Source organism: Bacillus sp. M6-12 (genome assembly GCF_002860285.1).
GTDB lineage: Bacteria > Bacillota > Bacilli > Bacillales > DSM-1321 > Peribacillus.
In genome coordinates this window covers 164,597-186,396 of sequence record NZ_PGVF01000004.1, presented here as the reverse complement: position 1 = coordinate 186,396, position 21,800 = coordinate 164,597, and the positions used below count along the sequence as shown (strand labels likewise).

At 40.0% G+C, this 21,800-nt stretch carries 16 protein-coding genes and 1 pseudogene; 11 read left to right on the top strand and 6 right to left on the bottom strand.

Annotated elements, in window-relative coordinates:
- From CVD28_RS27955 to CVD28_RS07435, 5 genes are all read left to right on the top strand, one after another.
- On the top strand, window positions 1-243 hold a 243-nt coding region (locus CVD28_RS27955), incomplete at its 5' end, for a hypothetical protein (RefSeq protein ID WP_219621186.1).
- A gap of 2 nt (window positions 244-245) precedes the next feature.
- Window positions 246-647: a gas vesicle accessory protein GvpU gene (gene gvpU, locus CVD28_RS07450; RefSeq protein ID WP_101591734.1), complete on the top strand. Its 402-nt coding sequence runs from the start codon at window positions 246-248 to the stop codon at window positions 645-647.
- Between the two features lie 581 nt (window positions 648-1,228).
- Window positions 1,229-3,247, top strand: coding sequence for a Na+/H+ antiporter (locus CVD28_RS07445; RefSeq protein ID WP_101591733.1), 2,019 nt, complete (start codon window positions 1,229-1,231; stop codon window positions 3,245-3,247).
- 333 nt (window positions 3,248-3,580) lie between these two features.
- Window positions 3,581-4,252 (top strand): YdeI/OmpD-associated family protein, encoded by a 672-nt coding sequence (locus CVD28_RS07440; RefSeq protein ID WP_101591732.1) that lies wholly within the window; start codon window positions 3,581-3,583, stop codon window positions 4,250-4,252.
- A 284-nt stretch (window positions 4,253-4,536) separates the two neighbouring features.
- Window positions 4,537-5,787 (top strand): MFS transporter, encoded by a 1,251-nt coding sequence (locus CVD28_RS07435; RefSeq protein WP_101591731.1) that lies wholly within the window; start codon window positions 4,537-4,539, stop codon window positions 5,785-5,787.
- 163 nt (window positions 5,788-5,950) lie between these two features.
- On the opposite strand, the gene CVD28_RS07430 is transcribed toward CVD28_RS07435, so the two are convergent.
- The gene (locus CVD28_RS07430) at window positions 5,951-7,495 is read right to left on the bottom strand and encodes a glycine betaine uptake BCCT transporter (RefSeq protein ID WP_101591730.1); all 1,545 of its coding nucleotides are present in this window, start codon (window positions 7,493-7,495) and stop codon (window positions 5,951-5,953) included.
- A gap of 72 nt (window positions 7,496-7,567) precedes the next feature.
- Window positions 7,568-8,236: a hypothetical protein gene (locus CVD28_RS07425; RefSeq protein WP_101591729.1), complete on the bottom strand. Its 669-nt coding sequence runs from the start codon at window positions 8,234-8,236 to the stop codon at window positions 7,568-7,570.
- 660 nt (window positions 8,237-8,896) lie between these two features.
- On the opposite strand from CVD28_RS07425, the gene CVD28_RS27950 reads away from it, so the two are divergent.
- Together CVD28_RS27950 and CVD28_RS07420 are read left to right on the top strand one after the other, a co-directional pair.
- The gene (locus CVD28_RS27950) at window positions 8,897-9,049 is read left to right on the top strand and encodes a hypothetical protein (RefSeq protein WP_180954031.1); all 153 of its coding nucleotides are present in this window, start codon (window positions 8,897-8,899) and stop codon (window positions 9,047-9,049) included.
- Window positions 9,049-10,455 carry a cytosine permease gene (locus CVD28_RS07420; RefSeq protein ID WP_180954029.1) on the top strand — a complete coding sequence of 469 codons (1,407 nt, stop codon included), beginning with the start codon at window positions 9,049-9,051 and terminating at the stop codon, window positions 10,453-10,455. Before CVD28_RS27950 ends, CVD28_RS07420 begins: the two co-directional genes overlap by 1 nt.
- Before the next feature lie 369 nt (window positions 10,456-10,824).
- On the opposite strand, the gene CVD28_RS07415 is transcribed toward CVD28_RS07420, so the two are convergent.
- Together CVD28_RS07415 and CVD28_RS07410 are read right to left on the bottom strand one after the other, a co-directional pair.
- Window positions 10,825-12,021, bottom strand: coding sequence for an MFS transporter (locus CVD28_RS07415; protein WP_101591727.1), 1,197 nt, complete (start codon window positions 12,019-12,021; stop codon window positions 10,825-10,827).
- A gap of 14 nt (window positions 12,022-12,035) precedes the next feature.
- Window positions 12,036-12,419, bottom strand: coding sequence for a MarR family winged helix-turn-helix transcriptional regulator (locus CVD28_RS07410; protein ID WP_101591751.1), 384 nt, complete (start codon window positions 12,417-12,419; stop codon window positions 12,036-12,038).
- A gap of 372 nt (window positions 12,420-12,791) precedes the next feature.
- Here CVD28_RS07410 and htpG point away from each other — a divergent pair, with 372 nt between their 5' ends.
- The 4 genes and pseudogenes from htpG to CVD28_RS07390 all read left to right on the top strand — a co-directional run.
- Complete coding sequence (gene htpG, locus CVD28_RS07405; protein ID WP_101591726.1) at window positions 12,792-14,672, top strand: molecular chaperone HtpG; 1,881 nt, start codon at window positions 12,792-12,794, stop codon at window positions 14,670-14,672.
- Window positions 14,673-15,151: 479 nt separating this feature from the next.
- Window positions 15,152-15,652, top strand: a complete 501-nt coding sequence (locus tag CVD28_RS07400; RefSeq protein WP_101591750.1) for a cupin domain-containing protein — start codon at window positions 15,152-15,154, stop codon at window positions 15,650-15,652.
- Between the two features lie 151 nt (window positions 15,653-15,803).
- Window positions 15,804-17,852 (top strand): catalase, encoded by a 2,049-nt coding sequence (locus tag CVD28_RS07395; protein ID WP_101591725.1) that lies wholly within the window; start codon window positions 15,804-15,806, stop codon window positions 17,850-17,852.
- A gap of 39 nt (window positions 17,853-17,891) precedes the next feature.
- Window positions 17,892-18,335, top strand: a pseudogene (locus CVD28_RS07390) (amino acid ABC transporter ATP-binding protein); the annotation flags it as partial.
- 95 nt (window positions 18,336-18,430) lie between these two features.
- On the opposite strand, the gene CVD28_RS07385 reads toward CVD28_RS07390, so the two are convergent.
- Together CVD28_RS07385 and CVD28_RS07380 are read right to left on the bottom strand one after the other, a co-directional pair.
- The gene (locus tag CVD28_RS07385; protein WP_101591724.1) at window positions 18,431-20,080 is read right to left on the bottom strand and encodes a M20/M25/M40 family metallo-hydrolase; all 1,650 of its coding nucleotides are present in this window, start codon (window positions 20,078-20,080) and stop codon (window positions 18,431-18,433) included.
- Window positions 20,081-20,313: 233 nt separating this feature from the next.
- On the bottom strand, window positions 20,314-21,759 hold the full coding sequence (locus tag CVD28_RS07380; RefSeq protein WP_142384737.1) for a serine hydrolase domain-containing protein: 1,446 nt from the start codon (window positions 21,757-21,759) through the stop codon (window positions 20,314-20,316).
- Window positions 21,760-21,800: the final 41 nt, after the last annotated feature.

Here is a 21,800-nt window from a genome sequence, read left to right as displayed (position 1 = left end):
AATAGCGAAGAGAACAAAAATTCAGACCAAGTAAGCAATGATTCTGAGGAAAAGGACCAAGAGAATAGGAATAAGCAAGGTTCAAATGAAGCTGCAGATAAATCTAAAAAGCAAGATTCGGGTCAGAAATCACCGAAGTCCAAAAAGGCAGTAAAGGAAAAGGAGAAAGTTATAAATGTTCTCTCAGATGAGGAGGTTGAGGAAACCTATCTAAAGCTAAACGGATTAAGAAAGGAGACGTAAAGATGAGCATTGGTTCTGGCACGATGAAAGACAGCATTCTAGAGTTTATTGTCCAGGCAGCGAATAAATATGATTTCTCGTTAGATATTACTTTAAACGTAAAAGGTGCCGTCATTACCGGCACGATGATTTCTGCTAAGGAATATTTCAACACGCTTAGTGAAACATTTGATGATGGAAATGAAGTTGCTCAAATGTTAAGTGAACAGCTTGAAAAGGCTGGAGAAGCTGCACAAATCAATAACTCTGAAGCCCAATTTCTCCATATGAAAGAGACCAAGGTATATTGCGGCGACAGTAAGCCCACTCCTTCAAAAGGGAAAATTCTCTGGCGGGGCAAGCTAAGTGAAATAGATGGTTTCTTTTTAGGTAGGATATTTGATAGCAGTGATAAAGAAGCATAGATATTAGCTGCTAACTCAAGTTGCCTATTTAGTGAACAGAATGAGCAGCCAATCTTAAAAAGGAATTGGCTGCTCAAATTTTTTCATAACCTTTAATTTGTTGCAGTGTTCTTATAATTACCTGAAAATTACTCAACAATTACCTCATATCCCACGGTCCTTGTAGTTTAATTACTACTCATACAAGGAATATAGATAATGCTAAACTAAATAAATATTTGTTTTAGCGTACTGTAATATAAAATCCCCTAAACCGATAACATAAAAGCTTTGGTATATCGCGTTTAGTTCTAATTTATTCTCAAGACAAGATTCCTTTCAAAAATAGTTGTTCATTTGGAGGCTTCTATTATTGTTGTAATGATTGATGTTAAAAGATAATGCATCAGAATATTTTAAAGCTAAAGAATTTATATTACTAAAGACAAAGAAATTTGTTTCACGTGAAACTTTTTTCTGATTCTCACTAATACCACCTATAAGGTCTGGGGATCGCGCTTGTAAACCAATATCTCTGAATTATTTCGTACTCTTGTTGAAAAAACAACTCTAAAAAAGTGCTTTAAAAAGGAAGATACAATTTGGATTTATTGATGACAATATTATTGCTGCTGGTTTGTTTATTAATTTCAAATATCATAAGCCATTATATCCCCTATATCCCTGCAGCTTTAATTCAAATCGCTTTTGGGATCATCATTGCCCTTATTTTCAGGGATATTTCATTAGAAATAGAAACAGAGTGGTTTTTGCTGCTGTTTGTTGCACCTCTTTTATACAATGATGGAAGGCATTTTCCCCGTGAAGAATTATGGAGCATGAAAGCTCCCATATTTGGGAATGCAATAGTTCTTGTACTATTAACAACCATTGGAGGCGGGTATTTAATTCATTTGATTATACCTGAGATGCCCCTTGCTGCTTCATTTGCTTTAGCAGCTATTTTATCTCCAACTGATCCGGTAGCAGTAAATGGGATTGCTAAACGGATACATATTCCTGAAAAAGTGCTAAATCTTGTTAGAGGTGAATCTCTAATAAATGATGCATCTGGTTTAGTTGCGTTTAATTATGCGGTAATAGCTGTTGTAACCGGGTATTTCTCACTGCAGGAAGCTATTTTTGACTTTACTTATAAGTTTTTAGCTGGCGCTGCACTGGGACTTATTCTGGGGCTGCTTATAACATGGGTACGATTCATTTTACGTAAACAAGGTATCCATGATGTGACTTTCCATTCTTTATTGCAAATTATGGCTCCTTTTATTATTTTTATCATTACTGAAGAGCTTTTGCATGCATCTGGAGTTATTGCGGTGGTTGTGGCTGGTATTGCCCATTCATTGGTACATGAAAGAACAGATGCCTTGTTAGCAGAAGAGCAGGTGCTCACAGAAAATATTTGGACAATTGTCTTGTTTGTTTTAAACGGGATTGTATTTCTGTTACTAGGATTAAACATTCCCACATCGATGAGAGAATCTGTAGAAAACCCCAATATTGGAAATTGGCTGATTATTGGATATGTTATTGCAATAGGGTTCATTATATTGGGTATTCGCTTTGTCTGGACCTACTTCTTTTCTTATTATGAATATCAGAGAAAAAAGTTTTCAGCACCGAACCTTAAAACAAGTTTAATAACCAGCTTAACAGGTGTCCGGGGCGCGGTTACAATGGCAGGGGTTCTTTCCATTCCGCATATAGTAATCGGTGGAAAGGACTTTCCGGAACGGTCATTAATCCTCTTCATAGCAGCGGGAGTCATCCTGTTTACATTAATAGCGGCCACAGTGATTTTGCCCCTTTTAAGTAAAGGACAATCTGTAGAGGGAGAAACACTGAATCTGATTGATTTAAGAGAAGCAAAGAGGAGAATTTTGCTGAAGGCCATTAAAAAAATCAGGGATAAAGTGACTGTAGAAAATGAGGCAGCAGCATATGAGTTAATGGATGAATATAAGTTTATGTTTCACCAAATTCAACCAAAATCTGCTTCGGCTGAACAAGATACAAGTTTTTATCAAAAAAAAATTACCGAAATCCGGTTATTGGCTTTAAAAGCAGAAAGAAGATATATTCTTAACGTAAAGGATAAAAGCGGAATGGATGAAGAGGTCTTTGAAGCTTTTGAAAAGTCCTTCGACCGCCGAGAAGAGGCTCTTTCCAAAAACGTCCGTTCTGGAACTATGTATCTTATTGGAAGAGTCATAAGAGAATGGAATCGATTTAGGGGGGGGCGGAAAGTTGATGAACCCCGATTAGCCCAATTAAATTTAGGCAAGGCAATTCATTTAAGGGCTTTGCAGGCTGCCCTTGAATTTTTAAAAAATTATGCAGAAAACCACGAAAGAGCAGGGATTGTTAATGCAGTGATTCTGGATTATAAACAAAGTATTGCCCGGTTAAAACGGCCTTCTGCCCGTTTTGAAAAAAGTGAAAAGCAAAAGGAAGAGCTGCGGCTTATGGTCATGGATGGTGTACGGTCAGAAATCCATAATATGTATGAATCTGGAGATATCAGCAGAGAACAAGCAAAGGAATTAAGAAGGTTTATAAACCACATAGAAAGTATTACATTACACGAACATACTGAGTAATCGGAAAGGAATTGTAAATTATAAGGGTTCAGATATTATCCTCGTTCTATTGGAAAAAGATAAACCTTTTGGATGTTGTTTCCTGAAAAAATTGACCGATATACCATGAAGTTAAACATAGCAATATGTTTGATTTCATGGTTTTTGTTATTCTTTTAAAATGAGGCTATGTTAACCCTTTTCAAAGTGTCCATTATTCGGGTTATAGTTCAGTATTTGGAGGGACTTTTTCTTAATCACTCATGATTTCACTTTGCCTAATCAATGTTGCAAACTTAAATGCGAACTTTTACACTAAAGAGGTATGAGAATAGAACGGACAGGTGAATATCAATGGAGAAAACAATAGTAGATAAACTAAACTTGAAAAAATATAAAAAAGCAGCGGTTTTGAATTTACCGAAAGGTGCGGAATATTTAGCAGAGCTGGCAGAGTATGATACAGAATTATCCGATAGCGCCTATGACCTTATTTTTGCTTTTGAACTGGATATGGAATCTTTAAAAGGGCTTGTAAACAAGGTTATTGAAAAAAACTCCCTGAACAAGAACGGATATCTCTTTTTAGCCTACCCGAAAAAGGGGAATAAAGTGTATCCTACGTTTATTCATCGGGATGACTTATTAGCTGGGTTAGGGGCAAATAAAGATGGATATATTGGAGAAAGTACTATTAAATTTGCGCGTATGGTCGGATTGGATGATGTCTTTACGGTTGTCGGCCTAAAAGAAGAAGCTCCAAAGAAAAATCAGACCTCATCAAAACCAAGTCAATGCGTTGATGATTATATCGGCTTGATTCCTAATATCGAAAAAGATCTGGATAGTTCTCCGGATTTACTTGCCTTTTATCAATCACTCACCCCAGGCTACCGCAAAGACTGGGCCCGTTATGTTTATAGTGCCAAGCAAGAGGCGACAAAAGAAAAACGGCGCGAAGAGATGAAAATGATTATGGGAGCGGGGTACAAGAGCCGGGATTTATACCGCAGAGATAATAGTTAAGTCCATTTTGGAATAAAACGGAAAAGCGTATTGATTTGCAATATAATTTAATGTAGTATAGGGATACTATAATGCGAAAAGGGTGAACAAGGGGCGATGATCTTCTAATCTGATTTAGAAAAACATTCGTAAAAGAATTGAACACGAGTTATTTTTCTGGATTGGATTAGTCTGCCTTTTGAGAACCAAAATGAAGCATGGAGATGCCCATTGGGGGAGTTCTGTGCCTTCTTTGTTATCAAAACAAAGCCTCCTGTCCAGAAAAGGAATAGGAGGTATTTTTTATGTCGGAAATAACCAGTAATCAAAAAGTGGGCATGGGAGCATTGTTTCAAAATCGGGTAATTAGGACAATATTGCTGTCTGTCTTATTCCTTCAGGTTGGGATTTGGGTCAGAAACTACTCAATTCTTTTATATGTGATTGAAAAAACCAATGAAAATCCTGTTGCAGTATCCTTAATATCTGTTGCCGAATTTGCTCCTATCTTTCTCTTTTCATTTATAGGAGGAACCTTTGCTGACCGGTGGCGTCCGAAGAGAACCATGGTTTGGTGTGATGTTTTAAGTGCAGCTTCTGTCTTTGTTGTACTTATGACCTTATTTTTCGGCAGCTGGAAAATGATTTTCTTTGCAACGCTGGTTTCTTCCATACTCTCACAGTTTTCGCAGCCAGCCGGCATGAAGCTGTTTAAGCTTTATGTTCCTGCTGAGCTTATTCAGATGGGGATGTCGATGTATCAAACCGTATTCGCGCTTTTTATGATACTAGGCCCAATTCTTGGGACTTTCGTGTATCAGCAATTCGGCATCTTGGCAGCTGTAGGGGTTATGGGGATTGCCTTTTTATGCTCTGCAGCTGCCCTGATGTTGCTGCCGGCAGACCCAGCACCAATTGAAGATAAACCTAAAACGACTTTGATGCAGGAAATGAAGGAAGGATTCCGCTATGTGTGGAAAAGCAGGCCGTTATCCTTGCTCGGGTGGTGCTTTGCTGCAGCTGGGCTCGCCATTGGATTAACTCAGCCGCTCGGTGTTTTTTTGATCACAGAAAGACTGGGGCTTCCTAAAGAAGATTTACAATGGCTTATGGCTGCCTTCGGGATTGGCATGATCCTCGGTGGAGGCGTTACGGTAGGTTTGTCGAGAAAATTGCTGCCGCAAGTACTTTTGGCGGTTGGATTGGCCGCAAGCGCCATCGGTTTTATTGGCATGGGTTTGTCAACCGTATTTTGGCTGACACTCACCGCACAGTTTTTCTCCGGTGTATTTATGCCTTGCATTCATATCGGAATCAATACAATGATATTGCAGAATACAGAAGAAGCCTTTATAGGAAGAGTAAACGGTATTTTAAATCCGCTCTTTATGGGGGCAATGGTCATAACCATGTCAGCTGCGGGATGGCTGAAAACCCATCTTGCGATCGAATATATTTACGGAGCATCAGCATTTCTCCTTGCGATTGGTATTTTGGCTCTGTTGCCGTTAATGAAAAAAGAGGAAGCCAATCAGGGATTGAAAGAAGAAATATAATAATAAGGCGTACAGAAACCAATCTGTACGCCTTTTACACATTTTCGTAATTAAAGTGAGAATGGATTCAACAAGGTCGAACCTTAAACAACGACGGCATTTTGGTTGCTTTTTTTTAAAAAGAGGATAAGTCTTTAATCAATCACACAACTCGAAGAAATTTTTATGGTTTAATTTCCTTATAAGAATGTTGCACGCTTCTTTTATTGCCTCTTTGCATTTCTGCTTCGTTTTTTAAACCCTTAAGCAATGAAAAGCACATGACGACCATGATAATGGCAAAAGGGAGGGCAGCGGCAATGGAAGCTGTTTGCAATACTTCCAAACCTCCGGCTAAAAGCAATACGGCAGCTAAAGCAGATTGTATGACGCCCCATGTCATTTTAATTCTGTTTGAAGGGTTAAGTGTTCCGCCTTCGCTTAACATTCCCAATACAAAGGTTGCGGTATCGGCAACAGTGATATAATAAATGGCAACCACGGCAAACCCTAAAATGCTTAACAGGGAACTAAAAGGAAGATAATCAAAGAATGTAAAAATAGACAGGGACACGTTTTCGGCGATGTGTTTCGCTAAATCATGATTTCCCGTATTTTGAATAAGTTCAAGTGCCGAACCTCCAAATACAGACATCCAAAGACATGTACCGAGAGTAGGTACAATTAATACCCCAATAACAAACTCCCTTACTGTTCTTCCTTTTGAAACTCTTGCAATAAACATACCGACGAATGGTGCCCAGGCAATCCACCATGCCCAGTAAAATAAAGTCCAGGATGCAATCCATTCTTGTTCTCCAAAGGGGTTCAATCTTAAACTCATTTCTATAAAGTCACCGAGGTAGAGACCCATTGTATTAAAAAACACTTGAATGACGGTTAAGGCTGGACCGACAATTAATATCAGCAGCATGATTGCAATAGATAAAATGATCGCTGCGTTGGATAAGTACTTTATTCCTTTTTCCAACCCTGTATTAATTGAGATAATAAAAAGGACTGTGGCGACAACAATGACGACAAGCTGGATAAATAGCGTATTAGGAATGCCGAATATGTCATGCATACCAGCTGTAACCTGCATTGCCCCAAGTCCTAAAGAGGTGGCGATACCAAAGACAGTTGCGAAGATAGACAGGATATCAATTGTTTTGCCTATCGGTCCGTGTATCCTATCGCCTAAAATCGGGTGAAATGCTGAACTGATGGCCGCGGGAAGCCTTTTGTTATATTGGAAAAATGCAAGGGCTAATCCAATCACAGTGTATATTGCCCATGGGTCCAGGCCCCAGTGAAAAAAAGTAAATTTCATTGCAGTGTTGGCTGCCTCAACAGTATAAGCTTTTCCGTAGGGAGGGGCTGTGTAATGGGTTACTGGTTCAGCGACACTCCAATACACAATCCCTATTCCCATTCCAGCACCGAACAGCATAGCGAGCCAAGATCCGGTACTGAAATCAGGCTTGTCAGTTTTCCTGCCGAGCCGGATATTGCCATACTTTGAAAACAGCAAATAAATAGAGAAGATCACAAAGAATAAGGTAGCCCCAATATATACCCATCCAAGGTAATCAATGGAGGCATTATAAACGGCATTGGTCACTTTGGTAAGATTTTCTGTGAAAAACACGCCCCATATAATAAAAATCACAGTAAGCAATAGTGAGATAATAAAAACGCTATGTTCTTTAAATTTATTACTATCCATAGAAACCTCCTTGCAGCGTGGGAGAATTGTGTTTAGTTTTATTAGAAATGCTTGATGCTGAAGTACTAGCTTTTAGCTATCAGAATTATCAAAGGGATTATATTGAAACTCCCACTTATCAGTATCCATCAGCTCTTCCTGCGACAACTCAAAACCGCCTCCCAGGTAGACGGTTTGCCCTTTGATTGCCACAACCATCGCTTCAAATAGTACATCACTATCCCTCTTTTTATAGATGTCTCCCAATTTTGCCGATAGTTCGCCGTCAGTTTGGCTGCCATTTTCATCGGAGTAATCATCTTCAATATTTACCATGTCTTTATAATCGATCCGGTGGCTGTCAGGAGCACGGCCAGGTGCCATTAATAAATACTCATTATGCTTGATTCCGTTAGCATCACTCGTTATGACCCCTTTTTTATCAACCGTTTCAACCACTTCAATTTCATTTAATGAATAGTGATCTAGTGTATCGGGGTCCGGATTGTTGATTAAAATATAATCTCCTTCTTCAGGTGTTCGATTATTCCTGAGCGTATATACCTTATGATTGAAAATAAAGCTGTCGAGTTCCTTTGGTATGTATTTTTCCACATCAGCTGCTTTGGTGATATGCTGCGATAAATCCCTCAGCTTAATAAGATGAACAGATAGTTTATACATTGGTTTTACTCCATATACCTTGTGCAGCTCATTGTTATAGTATACAAATTGCCCTTTTCTTACTTGATACAGTTTCAATACTAAATCTCCCTTCAGGCATAGGTATATTAAGGTTCTAAATCTTAAAGAATATCTGTGGAAGGCGGGTGGTTAGTGAGCCCGATTACCCAATTAACTTTGGATTAATTATTAGGATGTCTTTTTTTAGAAAAAACATGTTGTAAAAGTGGAACTAGTTCTCAGAGTGTAACCAAATCATGTAGAGATGCAGTTGTTACTATGTGTATTGATTCGTATGTTTACAATACATTTAATAAATAAATTTCCGGTTCAGTCTTACCTAGGGGGACTGAATCTTTCTTTTTATTAAGATTCATATGCTTTATATACCCGCAGTTCTAAGTAATTAAAGCTTTTCCATGAAAGTTTAGGTCTACCTTGTTTATGTACATGCCAAGAAAACATAAAAAGGACATCCAATTGCTAAAGATGTCCTTTGCTTTTTAAACAAACATTGGTATCCTTTGTCTTATTTTTGCCTGGATTTTGCCTATACATAACCTTATATACCATCATAAGGTACATCATGGTACTAAGAAGTTTGTGTTAGGCCGGTATCCAATTATTGAATCCTTCTATTAGAACAGGATGAATTGGCAGAACCCGTGGAGATAGGGAGGGTTTTCCCCTTAGAAAATTACTGATGATAGGGTTAATAATTATTCAGGAGGCTTCACAATGAACAATGAGACTCAGGAAGTTGATGAAAGGATAAAAAAAATCATGCTCCCGGAAAATCAGGGGGGAGATCCTACAGGTATAGATTATTTTTGGTATTTGTCGCTGGGGGTTATCTTTCCAATCATTTTGCTTATTTGGGGATGGTTTTAATGGCGAACAATCTCCAAAATCATAATTCAGATACGGAGAGTATATTTCCTGTTCTTAAAAAAGATAGGAAATGGAGTTCGAATGATTTATTGCTGGTTTCAATCAGCAATTCTGTTGCTACCTGGTGCTTTCTAATGGGCGGGTTTGCGGGTTATTTTCTAAATGCAAAAATGGGGAGCACCGCTTTAATTGCAGGTTCAATGATTGGTATATTTTTTGTGGCCCTTGCCCTAGTTCCGGTTACAACTAAATATGGACTTGAAAGTGTTATAACTTCTAAACTTTTTTTGGGAAATAGGGGTTGGATAATTGCCTTAATTCTTCAATATATTTCTGTAATTGGATGGAACTCAATCTTGCTAATCTTTTTCGGAAAAGCCGCAAGCAGAATGCTGGTAGATGCTGGTTTAATTAGTGCCGGTACTAAAAACATAGGCATGTCTGCTGTTACGCTTATTGCCCTGTTTTTTGTTTGGTTTTCTTTACGCAAAGGTGCTCTATCGCTCCGGATCATTTCTAAAATCATTGCGATTATCATTATATTAATAGGTGCCTGGATGTTCTATATGATTATCAATAACTTTGGGATTAGCGGGATTGCTGAGGCTAAACCATTAGCGTCCTCTGGTGACAAACTTTGGGATTATGTAACTGGGATTGAAATCGGTTTAGTTAGTCTTATGGCATGGTGGCCATATATTGGCGGGATGGTTCGTGTTGTTCCGAAAACAAGTCAGGCTACTATTCCAACTATGCTTGGACTTGGCTTACCTGTTGCAGTAATGAGCATCATCGGACTAATTTCTATTTTGGTAATTGGAGATCCGGATCCAACAAGCTGGATGACCGAGCTTGGAGGAGTCGTGATTGGAAGTATTGCGCTTCTTTTCATTGCCTTAGCGAACTTTGGTTCGGCTATTATTGGCGTCTATATCTCAAGTCTTGGGCTAAGGCATATCCCTTTCATTCAAAAGCTGTCATGGAGCCAAACGACTGCTTTGGCGATACTGCCGGTATCATTGATTGTCATTTTTATCCCAGGTTTGTTCTTTGAGAACTTCGGAACTTTCCTTGCGTTATCAGGTGTTTTATTTGCTCCGCTAATCGGGATTCAAATTGTCGATTATCATTTTTTTAGGAATAGAAGATTGGATGTTAAAGAGCTTTACAATCCATCTTTAAGCTCTTCCTACGCTTTCTTGAAGGGCTGGAATCCTGCCGGTATTTTAGGAATGGCTGCCGGTTTTTTTACTTATTTATATCTTCTTGATCCAATAACGTATGAATCTAATACTCCATATCAATATGTTACAGCAACTCTGCCCGCGATGTTTGCAGGAGCATTTGTTTATTGGGCAGTAACTAAATGGTTTGTGATCCCAAGAGGGTGGGGAGGGTATAAATAAGGACTGAATGGGATCATACTGGCCCCCCAGCCAGCAGTTTGATTTCTTGGTCTGGGAAGCGGGAACTAAACTATAGCCGTACATAGCCTACGGCGGATTTGGCTGATTGCAAGCATGGAAGCATTTCCTTCGTACGGTGTTTTTTCAAGGATAGTGTACCCGGGGGACCGGGAGAAGCGGACCAATGGAGACCCCGCAGGAGTAAACGTGAGAGGTGAAAGCGAGTGCCCCTTGCTGCAATCAAAATGCAAGGTTAACAGATCTAAAAAATATAGCAAACCCACTCCCGCAATGGAAAAGGGTTTGCTTTATAAGATAAACTTCTTCGCTCTAGGTTTTTCTTTTGATAAAGATCTATCAAACTGAACTTTATGCATTAATACCCGCCATGTCAGTTTTTTCTTTCTTCCCGTGCAGGAAGTAATAGAGTATGGTAGTTGTTAGTGCCATAATCCCCATAATAATATACAAGGTACTGTAGCCGGTTTTCGGGATGATCAGCCCGAGCAGATAAGGCCCGAAGCCAAGCCCGGCATCGAGAAAGATAAAGAAGGTCGATGTAGCCAGCCCCATACGGTGAGAAGGCGTCAGCTTAACGGCGATTGCCTGGGTGATCGACTGGATATTGCCAAAGCCAAGTCCGATAAGGGCACCGGCAATTAGCAAGGTAAGGCCATGGCTTGCAGAACTGAGAAGCAGCATTCCGGCTCCAAGCATGATAAATGCCGGATACATGATGTAATTCGCGCCTTTCGTGTCCATTAAAGGACCGGTAAATGGCCGTGAAACTAAAACAGCTCCTGCATAAACGATAAAGAAGAAGCTTGCCGCATTAACCAGGCCAATTTTTATAGCATAAAAGTTAATAAATGAAAGAACGCTTGAGTAACAAAAAGCTGAAACCAAAGTAATGAAGGCAATTGGCAATGCTTTCGGCTCCATAAAGCTGGAAAGCTTGAATCCTTTCATGGCAGACGATTTTGCGGAGGCTTCCAAAGGCGGCACATATAGGAAGACTGCTGTGATCAAGCTGAAGACTCCAGCGGCAACACAGAAGCTGAAAATCATCCGGAAGCTTGTATGCTGGCTCATATATAGACCAAGGAATGGCCCAACTGCTGTAGCCAGGGTCGAACTCATGCTGTAGTAGCCGATTCCTTCACCCCTTCGAGTGAGCGGGATAATCTGGGCCACAATTGTACCGGTTGCTGTGCTTGCAATGCCCAATGAGATACCATGCACTAAACGGTTAAAAAGCAAAAAGGTAAGCCCCATTTCTGCAAAATACAAACACGTCGTAAGCGTAAAGAAGCCCAATCCGATGAAAAGCATTCTCTTGCGGCCAATAGTATTAATAAGGCGTCCGATAAGAAGCCTTCCAATCAGCGCTCCAATAATAAAAATCCCTGTGACTAGTCCTGCCTGGCTTGCAGATGCATGGTATTCTTTAACTGCAAAAACAGCGATCATAACTACTAACAAATAAAAGACTAACGTTAAGAAAAAATTGACGGAGGAAACAATAATAAAATCCTTCGTCCATAGTTTGGGCCGGTTTAGATTCAATTTTTTTCTACTCCCTATTTTAAAATGTTATTTCGGATTTCTTTCATGATCCGGATTGCCTCTAGCTGTTCCTCTTCTGAAATACCTTTTAAAATATCCTGTTCAAGCTGGTCTACCGCCACACGAACCTCTGAATACTTCATTTTCCCAAGCTCTGTAAGCTGCATTCTTTTCTCGCGCCTGTCTTTTCCGGGGATATGCTCTACATATCCCTGTTCTTCCAAACGGGTAATCGTTCTGGTAACAGTGGGTTTTTCCACACTCAGATAGTTGGAAATCTCTACATGAGTGGCAGATCCGTTATTGTATAAGTAGTATAAAATAGACCACTGAGCACGGTAGAGATCATGTTTGCCAAGTTCTGCATTAAGTCTGTTTTCAAATGGCCGGTACAGCATTAAAAATTGATGAAAGAATTTTTGAAAAATCTGTATTGAAATCACTCCTAACAATCAAAAAAGTTACCCCAGGAAATAGTTAGCTAGGATAACTATGTAAGTGTAGCAGATCTTGTGGTTATCTGTCCACTGCAAAGATTAGGTTTTAACATGGGCGTAGCTGCCAATAACACTATTAACCAAAGATTTTAATTATACCATCAATACTATAAATATAAGTATAGCTATTTTCATTTAGACAAATCTCGAAAACATATTGACATAAAACGGCAGTTCATGATATTTAATTAGTGGGTTAGCACTCACAGCTATAGAGTGCTAAAATGTAAATATACATTAGATAAAGATTTGAATATGAAAGGAGAAACTTCAATGGAAAAAAAGCAATTTCAGGCAGAGTCCAAACGGCTTTTGGAAATGATGATTAACTCCATTTATTCTCAAAAGGAGATTTTTTTAAGAGAGTTAATTTCCAATGCAAGTGATGCGATCGACAAAATTTATTACAAGGCATTGACTGATGACACATTAGTCTTTGAAAAAGATAGTTACTACATAAAAGTGTCAGCTGACAAGGAAAATCGAGCCTTAACAATCACGGATACCGGGATTGGGATGACAAAGGACGAGCTTGAAAATAACCTAGGTATTATTGCGAAGAGCGGTTCCTTGGCATTTAAAAATGAAAATGAATTGAAGGACGGACATGATATAATCGGACAATTTGGCGTTGGCTTCTATTCAGCCTTCATGGTGGCTGATGTTGTGACGGTTATTACTAAGCCGCTAGACAGTGATACGGCTTATAAATGGGAATCAACCGGTGCAGATGGCTATACGATTGAGTCTTACGAAAAAGAAACTGTAGGCACAGAGATAACCCTGAAAATCAAAGAAAACTCCGAAGATGAAAACTATGATGAGTATCTTGAGGAATATCGCTTAAAATCAATCATTAAAAAATACTCTGATTTCATCCGTTATCCAATCAAGATGGATGTGACGGGAAGACGTCCTAAGGAAGGCGACGAAAACGAATTCGAGGAGTATCAGGAAGAACAGATTATAAATAGCATGGTTCCGATTTGGCGCAAGAATAAAAACGAACTGACATCTGGGGATTACGAGAATTTTTATCAGGAAAAGCATTACGGTTTTGACAAGCCGCTTAAGCATATCCATATCAGTGTTGACGGTGCTGTGAGATATAATGCAATACTGTACATTCCGGAAAAAATGCCTTTTGACTATTATTCCAAGGAATTTGAAAAAGGATTGGAGCTATATTCAAGCGGCGTATTGATCATGGAAAAATGCCCAGACCTGCTTCCTGACTATTTCAGTTTTGTAAAAGGAATGGTTGACTCGGAGGATCTTTCGCTTAATATTTCGCGGGAAATCCTGCAGCATGACAAACAATTGAAGCTGATTGCGAAAAACATTAATAAAAAAATCAAGAGCGAACTACAATCCTTATTAAAGGATGAAAGAGAAAAATATGAAGAGTTCTACAAAGCCTTTGGCAGACAGTTAAAGTTTGGGGTTTATAGTGATTTTGGAGCAAATAAGGATGTTTTGCAGGACCTATTGATGTTCTATTCTTCCAAAGAGAAGAAGCTGATTACATTGGATGAGTATGTATCAAGAATGCCGGAGGACCAAAAATATATTTATTATGCTTCCGGCGAAACGAATGAACGGATTGAAAAATTGCCGCAGACAGAGCTTGTATCTGAAAAAGGCTATGAAATACTGTATTTTACAGATGAAGTTGATGAATTCGCGATCAGAATGCTAATGGCGTATAAAGAAAAAGAATTCAAATCAGTTTCCAGCGGTGATTTAGGCATTGAGGCTGAAGAGAATCAGGATGAAAATGATTCAGCTGCCGATGAAAATAAAGAGATCTTTGACTACATGAAAAACACTTTATCCGGCAAAGTAAAAGATGTAAGGGTATCAAAAAGATTGAAGTCCCACCCAGTATGCTTATCTACTGATGGTGAAGTTACGATTGAAATGGAAAAAATTCTGAAAGCCATGCCTAACAGCCAAAATGTGCAAGCGGAAAAGATTCTGGAAATTAATCCGAATCATGAAGTATTCAGCGCATTAAAAGCTGCATTTGAAAACGATAAAGACAAATTAAATCTATATACCAACCTGTTGTACAACCAGGCCCTTCTCATCGAAGGCCTGCCAATCCAGGATCCGGTAGAATTTACGAATGATATTTGCAAAGTGATGGTATAAAAGTTGATGTTTTAGATAAACTGAGCAGAAATTGCTTGGTTTATCTTTTTTTATGGCTAGTTTTTAACAGGTTCAATATGAGAGATTTCGTTTGCAAATTTTCTGGTGATATCGGCAACTTTGATAGCTTAACTGACAACTATTTGCATAGAATCGTTAACTGGAATTCACTGGTCTCTTGTGCTGGGTGGTAAATAGCTCCCTAACATTGACTTGGGCAAATTTTTTCGGTCAAGATTGAAAATTTCTTGTTTAACTTTGTATTTTTATCGATCAAGAACGAAAATTTATCCTCTGCTTTTTGAATTTTCTCGTACAACTTTGAAAAAATATCGATTTCTCGACAATATAATCTAAATTTCGACATAATAAAAGGCGTATAACCGGGTAGCCATTTACCTTTGAATTTGGATGCAGATAATTATTTAAAAGGGGTATACATAAAGGAAACTAATTTTAAAAAGATAGGAGCGATCACTATGGATTCGCAGGTGAAATCTTTTTTTCTGAATGATGATGGAGAAATTCCGAATAATAGCGAACTCCCAGTTATCATGTATGAAGGAATTTTCAGTGATAATCCGAATGGCATTGAAGCTACCTTCAACCGCCATAACTGGTCCGGCAGCTGGACGGGCGACATATATGATTTCCATCATTACCATAGTAATGCGCATGAGGTATTAGGTGTGAAATCAGGCAATGCCATTGTTCTTGTCGGAGGAGATGCAGGTGAACGGATGGAGCTGAAGGCAGGGGATGTTATCGTGCTTCCAGCAGGAACGGGGCATATGAAAATTGGCAGCAGTCCGGATTTCGAGGTGGTGGGTGCATATCCTGATAGCAAAACCCCTAATCTTATAGAGAGAGATCCTGCGGCCAGAGCCCAGGCTTTGTCGGAAATAAAAGAGGTCCCTGTTCCCGAAACGGATCCAGTCTTCGGGAAAGGCGGCCCATTGATTCAAAAATGGATGAAATAATTTTTGATAGATTAGTTGCCTGTCACATTTCGGTGACAGGCATTTTGCTAACCAATATGTTGTGAGCGACTCCGTTTACTACAACTCAAACCTGGGTACGAGGATAAGGTGTAAAAAATTACATAATTCTCATGCCAGGAGGGTAAACCGTATGAGCGATGAGCGTAAAGTGAACAGCAACAGCAAACAGGAGCAGCTTGAACAGTTTCGTGTTAATGATCAAGGTAAGAGTATGACAACGAATCAAGGTCTTAAGGTTTCGGAGGATGAGTTTTCTTTAAAGGCCGGTGAACGGGGTCCTACATTAATGGAGGATTTTCATTTTCGGGAGAAGATGACGCATTTTGACCATGAGCGGATTCCGGAACGTATCGTTCATGCCCGCGGTTTTGCAGCTCATGGGGAGTTTCAGGTTTATGAATCGATGAAGGAGTATACGAAGGCGAAATTTTTGCAGGATCCCTCTGTAAGGACGCCTGTATTTGTGCGGTTTTCTACCGTTGCCGGCTCGCGTGGGTCAGCTGAGACAGTGCGGGATGTACGAGGTTTTTCAACGAAATTTTATACTGAAGAAGGTAATTACGACTTGGTGGGAAACAATATCCCAGTCTTTTTTATTCAGGATGCCATCAAATTCCCGGACCTGATACATGCGGTGAAGCCTGAACCGCATAATGAAATGCCACAGGCAGCTTCCGCACACGATACGTTTTGGGACTTTGTTGCAAACAATCAGGAATCCGCCCATATGGTTATGTGGCATCTATCTGATCGGGCGATTCCCCGAAGCTTCCGGATGATGGAAGGGTTCGGAGTGCACACATTCCGTTTTGTTAATGATCAAGGAAAATCCCATTTTGTAAAATTCCACTGGAAGCCTGTGCTTGGTGTACATTCTCTTGTATGGGATGAAGCACAAAAAATAGCAGGGAAAGATCCTGATTTCCACCGCCGCGATTTGTGGGAGTCGATTGAAATGGGAAATTTCCCTGAATACGAATTAGGGGTTCAGCTTCTTGCCGAAGAGGATGAATTCAAGTTTGATTTTGATATACTGGATGCGACAAAAATTTGGCCGGAGGAGGATGTGCCGGTAAAAATCATTGGCAAGATGACGTTGAATCGCAATGTGGACAATGTTTTTGCAGAAACGGAGCAAGTTGCCTTCCATCCGGGCCATGTCGTGCCGGGAATAGATTTTTCTAACGATCCGCTGCTGCAGGGCAGGTTATTTTCCTATACCGATACGCAGCTTATCCGCCTGGGCGGCCCGAACTTCCATGAGCTGCCGATCAACCGTCCTGTTTGCCCGTTCCACAACAATCAGCGTGATGGATATAGCCGTCAAACAATAAATGTTGGACAAGTAAGCTATCACAACAATTCGCTTGCCGGAAATACCCCCTCGCCAGCAACTGAAGCAGATGGCGGGTATGCGCATTATCAGGAAAAAGTAGAGGGCCGGAAAGTCCGTGCCAGGAGTGAAAGCTTTAAAGACCATTTCTCACAGGCAACGATGTTTTGGAATAGCATGAGCCAGCCTGAAAAAGAGCACATTATCCAAGCCTTCAGCTTTGAACTTGGTAAAGTGAAGAGCAAGTTGGTTCAGCAGCAAGTAGTTGACATGTTCGCCAATGTAAATCTTGAGTTAGCAACAGCGTTTGCCGCTGAGATCGGTGCAAACCCGCCTAAATCGGGAGGCTCGGACATTACAAAGTCTTCTCCTGCACTGAGCCAGGAGAACACAAAGAAAATGCCGAACACACGGAAAGTTGGTGTCATTATTGACAATGACTTTAACGGCGCCGAAGTAATGACGATACTGGCTTCCCTGCAAGCAGAAGGAATACAGCCGGAAATAGTAAGCGAAAAACTTGGGAAAGTACAGGCTATGGACGGAACCGAGCTTGAGGTAAACCATACGTTTTTAACAGCGGATCCCGTCCTGTTCGATGCAATTTATGCAGTTGGCGGCAATGCAGAGAGTAAAAAGTTCTATAAGAATGCTGCTTACTTTATTAACGAAGCCTTTAATCACTATAAGCCAATCGGAGCAACCCATGAAGGTAAGCAATTTCTGGAAATAGAAAATATGATAAAAAGTCCGGGAGTGGTGATCGGTGAAGATGTAAACGAATTTATATCCGCATTCATCGAGGCGGTTGCCGCTCATCGCCATTGGAACCGGCAAGTGGTTTAATCTAAGCGGTTGCAGAAAGGAGAACTCCTTTCTGCATTAGTTCTTGAGAATGTTACACTTGCACCAATAAAAGTCCGTTCTTCGGATAAAGAAGCTGCAAATAAACGAGCCCTTGAACTTCTGGATAAAGTAGGGCTGCGTGAGAAGGCTGCAAGCTATCCTGGGGAATTATCAGGTGGACAAAAGCAGCGTGTAGCCATTGCACGGGCACTGGCTATGGATCCCATAATCATGCTATTTGACGAACCAACTTCAGCTCTGGATCCAGAGATGGTTGGTGATGTACTGGAAGTCATGAAACAGCTGTCCAAAGAAGGGATGACGATGGTAGTGGTTACCCACGAAATGGGGTTTGCCCGAGAAGTAGGCGACCGGGTTATTTTCATGGATGGCGGCTATATTGTGGAAGAAAACATTCCGAATGAGCTATTTAACAACCCTCAGCATGAACGGACCAAAGCATTTCTGAGTAAAGTTTTATAAACAGATCGAAGGGTTCCCTTCGGTCTTTTTTTTCGGCCGGATTATAAGCAAAAGAAAAAGGCAAGCTTCATCGCCTGCCTTCTTAACATAGTTATTTATTTTAAAAGATTCTGTATCACAAGGTTTGTTAAGTTTGGAACCACTTCAAGAGAATAAGTCATTTCCATTCGTTCAAGCTTTTTATGGGCGTCAATACCATAAGGGCCGATGTTGATAACAGGAACATTTAAATCGCGGATATCCTGATAGTTGACATAGTGCTTCGTGCCCCAGCCTGGGTTATTTTTAGAAACTGCGTTAATGCCTTCATCGTCATCACTGAGGGCAATAAAGCTCATATCCGAAATATAGGGGAAGAAGTTCCTTGTCACAATCGGATAATGGTACTGCGGCTGCATTGCTTCCACTGCATGGTCCAATGATGTAATAAGAGCTTGTTCCGCGTCTGTTTTACCAGTCAGTTCTATTCTTGGTGAATAGAGTGATGAGTAGAATAAGATGATTGCGGGGTTTTTGTCATTCATCCATTTCCAGGCTTCTTCTACTGCACGTGCAGCGAACATCCGGGTATCCAATTCTGAATTCTGCATCAGCATTTCCTTGAATTCGTTCATATGCGCCACAAATTTATCGCCATTTTCTGCAATCAGCAGCTGTTCCATTTCTTCATAGTTCATAACCCTAGTTTTCCATGGCAGGCTATGATAAGGCTCCCCGCTCATCGAACAAAACTGCTTATACCTTTCATCAAATGAGGAAAGGGCATTTTGGAACGCAATTGAAGCCTGTTCTTTTAGCTTTGTTAATACATCCTTTGGAGACCAGGAATGGATAAAAAAGTTATAATATACATAAGCAGACAATGCTGTTTGAACGGTATATGACGGTTTTAAATCGGTTTGTTTTAGCGAAACTGGCGGCACAGTTATTTCTCCAAAAGCCTCGTTGCTAAGCTCCGGATTATAGTTAATTTGTTTCGTTAATTCAGCGGCAATAAAGTTAGGGTCAAGGCCTTCGAAGCAGGAGCCAACATGGGTTTCTGCCCCGGTAATAAAGAAAGAAGGCAAAAGCTTTCCGACTGTTCCTTTGTAGATATACCGATTTTTATCACCCTCATAACGGGGTGAAACGAAATCTGCATTGATCGCAGCGGCATATTCAAATCCGTGTTCTTCCTTCCAGCTCTTAAAGGTCTTCAAAGCTGAAAGAACACCGTGTGAGCTGTCTTCCTCATCACATTCTGAAAGGAATACAATGTTTCCTTCTAATTCTTCCGGGTGTTCAGAATAATATTTTAACAAGTAAAGATGGCTTGCCACTCCGCTCTTCATGTCCAAAACTCCACGTCCGAACATCCAGTCACCTGAATCCAGATGCTCTTGTGCCGAAATCGGAAGCTGCTCCTTTTTGAGTGCTTCCATCAGTTCATCAGGGGAGCAGGCATAAGGCATTAATTGATTAAAGTCATCAATTCCGACAGTGTCCATATGGCCCATTAAGATGACAGTCCTGTTGCTGCGGCCTTTTGTACCTTTAACGAAGGCAAGTACATTGTACCTTTCATGTTCATCCAGGATGGTTGGCTCAATAGTTACATGGGATGGATTATCGATAAAATAAGGGAAAGTTAAGATCAGTGTATATAAAGAATGGGCGATAACCTTTTCGCCGCCTGTATTGACAATACTCTCAATATTAACCAGTTGTTTTGTAAAGCTAAGCACATCTTCTCGACATTGCAGCATACATTGTTGCCCCTTTTTCAAGTAAGTTCGTAATGTAGAAAAATGTATATCATGATATAAATATTCGTCAAGGCTTTTATCATACTGTAAATTTTCCAACAAACTAACATTTCTAAAAAGAATCTTACAGCAAATTTTATTAAAATTGGGCGAATTCACCACTCCTTTATGCAGTGGGCGGCCCTTTGAAAGAATGGTCACTTACAAAATATTATTAGCAGACTGCAGAACGCTTAAAAAAATCTGCCAGATTGATTGGCTCGATATTGAATATAACCAGAAAAAATCAGCGATAGCTTGCAGAGCCCGACAGCAAACAAAACAATCGCGCAAAGAATCAAAAATCCTGAGGCATCCGGAACAAAATCCAGTAAAAATGGCCATGTGAAACCAAGCAGCTGCGGCAACTGGAATAGAATAAAGGAGGGCAAAAGAAAATTGAAAAACAAAGGCTGAATATAAAGCTTAAAAAAACCAAGTTTCCGATTAAGAAAGCTATTTTTCCAGCTTTTAATATTTTTTATATGAAGCCCCATTAATATGATGATGATCAATAGAACTGCGTACATAATGGCATATGTTTGATAAAATGCTGAACTGTTAATCTTGCCAGGTTCCTGGCTTGCCATAATTTCTGTAATCCCACTGGCTATCTTTTCAATCAAGCCGGAAGTAAGAATCGAGTTATTCATATTGGCCAGCAGTATAATGCCATAGTTGTGATCGGGAACCATGATCATGGTGGAATGGTAATTAGGCACTTCTCCAGAGTGCCAGATTGTCGGGATACCATTTGTCGAAGAGTTGACCCAGCCCATTCCATAATAGCTGTCTTCCCCAAAAATGGGAGCCTTCACAGCCGGTTTATGCATTTGTGCTATACTTGCGTCAGACAACACCTCTGTCCCCTTATAGCGGCCGTCATTCATTTGGGCAATCAGGAAATGGGCCATATCCTCGGCGCTGGAAATAAGATACCCAGCTGCAAGATAATTTTTATGAAAAGGCATTTTCTTTGGAACATTGAACCCAAACAATGTAATATGTCCGGCTGCAAGGCCATGCTTCTCAGCCTCCGCTTCGGATACAAAGCTATTTTTCATTTCAAGCGGTTTAATGATATTCTCCTTTATATACACCCCATAAGGTATACCGGTTACAGATGTAACGATATCGCCCAGCAGTTTATAGTTTTCATTTGAGTATTCGAAAACAGTTCCTATATGATCTGCTTTCACCTCTGATTCAGCATTTGACCAATCGAGCGTTCTAGGAAGCCCGCTTGCCTGGTTGAGCAAATTCCTGACAGTAATATTTTTTGGGAGTTTTACCTCTGGCAAATAGGTCTGGATGGAAGCATCTAAATCTATCTTACCGGTTTCAGCTAATTGCATAATGGCCATCGCTGTGAAGGATTTGGCCGTTGACCCGAGGATAAACGGGGTTTGTGGTGTTAATTTTCTTTTTGAATTACCTGAGTTTCCGTAGCCGACCATATGCACAATTTCTTTATCCTTTACAATTCCGAGCGACAATCCCGTAATATGGGCTGCTGCCATTTCTTTTTGTATATACCTATCAATTTGCTGATAAATATCTTTATCCTCCGCCCTGACTTTATTGCTAGGGAAAACCATACTCAATAAAAGACATAGCATTACTATTTTTACTAATTTCAAATCCAACACCTCATCCTAAGCTTTATAGGATAAGTGTAAGA

Excerpts from the sequence above, each read along its gene's own strand:
- CVD28_RS07385 (WP_101591724.1), bottom strand. The coding sequence starts at position 20,080 with ATGCTGCAATGTCGAGAAGATGTGCTTAGCTTTACAAAACAACTGGTT.
- CVD28_RS07435 (WP_101591731.1), top strand. The coding sequence starts at position 4,537 with ATGTCGGAAATAACCAGTAATCAAAAAGTGGGCATGGGAGCATTGTTT.
- CVD28_RS07430 (WP_101591730.1), bottom strand. The coding sequence starts at position 7,495 with ATGGATAGTAATAAATTTAAAGAACATAGCGTTTTTATTATCTCACTA.
- CVD28_RS07420 (WP_180954029.1), top strand. The coding sequence starts at position 9,049 with ATGGCGAACAATCTCCAAAATCATAATTCAGATACGGAGAGTATATTT.
- gvpU (WP_101591734.1), top strand. The coding sequence starts at position 246 with ATGAGCATTGGTTCTGGCACGATGAAAGACAGCATTCTAGAGTTTATT.
- htpG (WP_101591726.1), top strand. The coding sequence starts at position 12,792 with ATGGAAAAAAAGCAATTTCAGGCAGAGTCCAAACGGCTTTTGGAAATG.
- CVD28_RS07395 (WP_101591725.1), top strand. The coding sequence starts at position 15,804 with ATGAGCGATGAGCGTAAAGTGAACAGCAACAGCAAACAGGAGCAGCTT.
- CVD28_RS07410 (WP_101591751.1), bottom strand. The coding sequence starts at position 12,419 with ATGCTGTACCGGCCATTTGAAAACAGACTTAATGCAGAACTTGGCAAA.
- CVD28_RS07400 (WP_101591750.1), top strand. The coding sequence starts at position 15,152 with ATGGATTCGCAGGTGAAATCTTTTTTTCTGAATGATGATGGAGAAATT.
- CVD28_RS27950 (WP_180954031.1), top strand. The coding sequence starts at position 8,897 with ATGAACAATGAGACTCAGGAAGTTGATGAAAGGATAAAAAAAATCATG.
- CVD28_RS07440 (WP_101591732.1), top strand. The coding sequence starts at position 3,581 with ATGGAGAAAACAATAGTAGATAAACTAAACTTGAAAAAATATAAAAAA.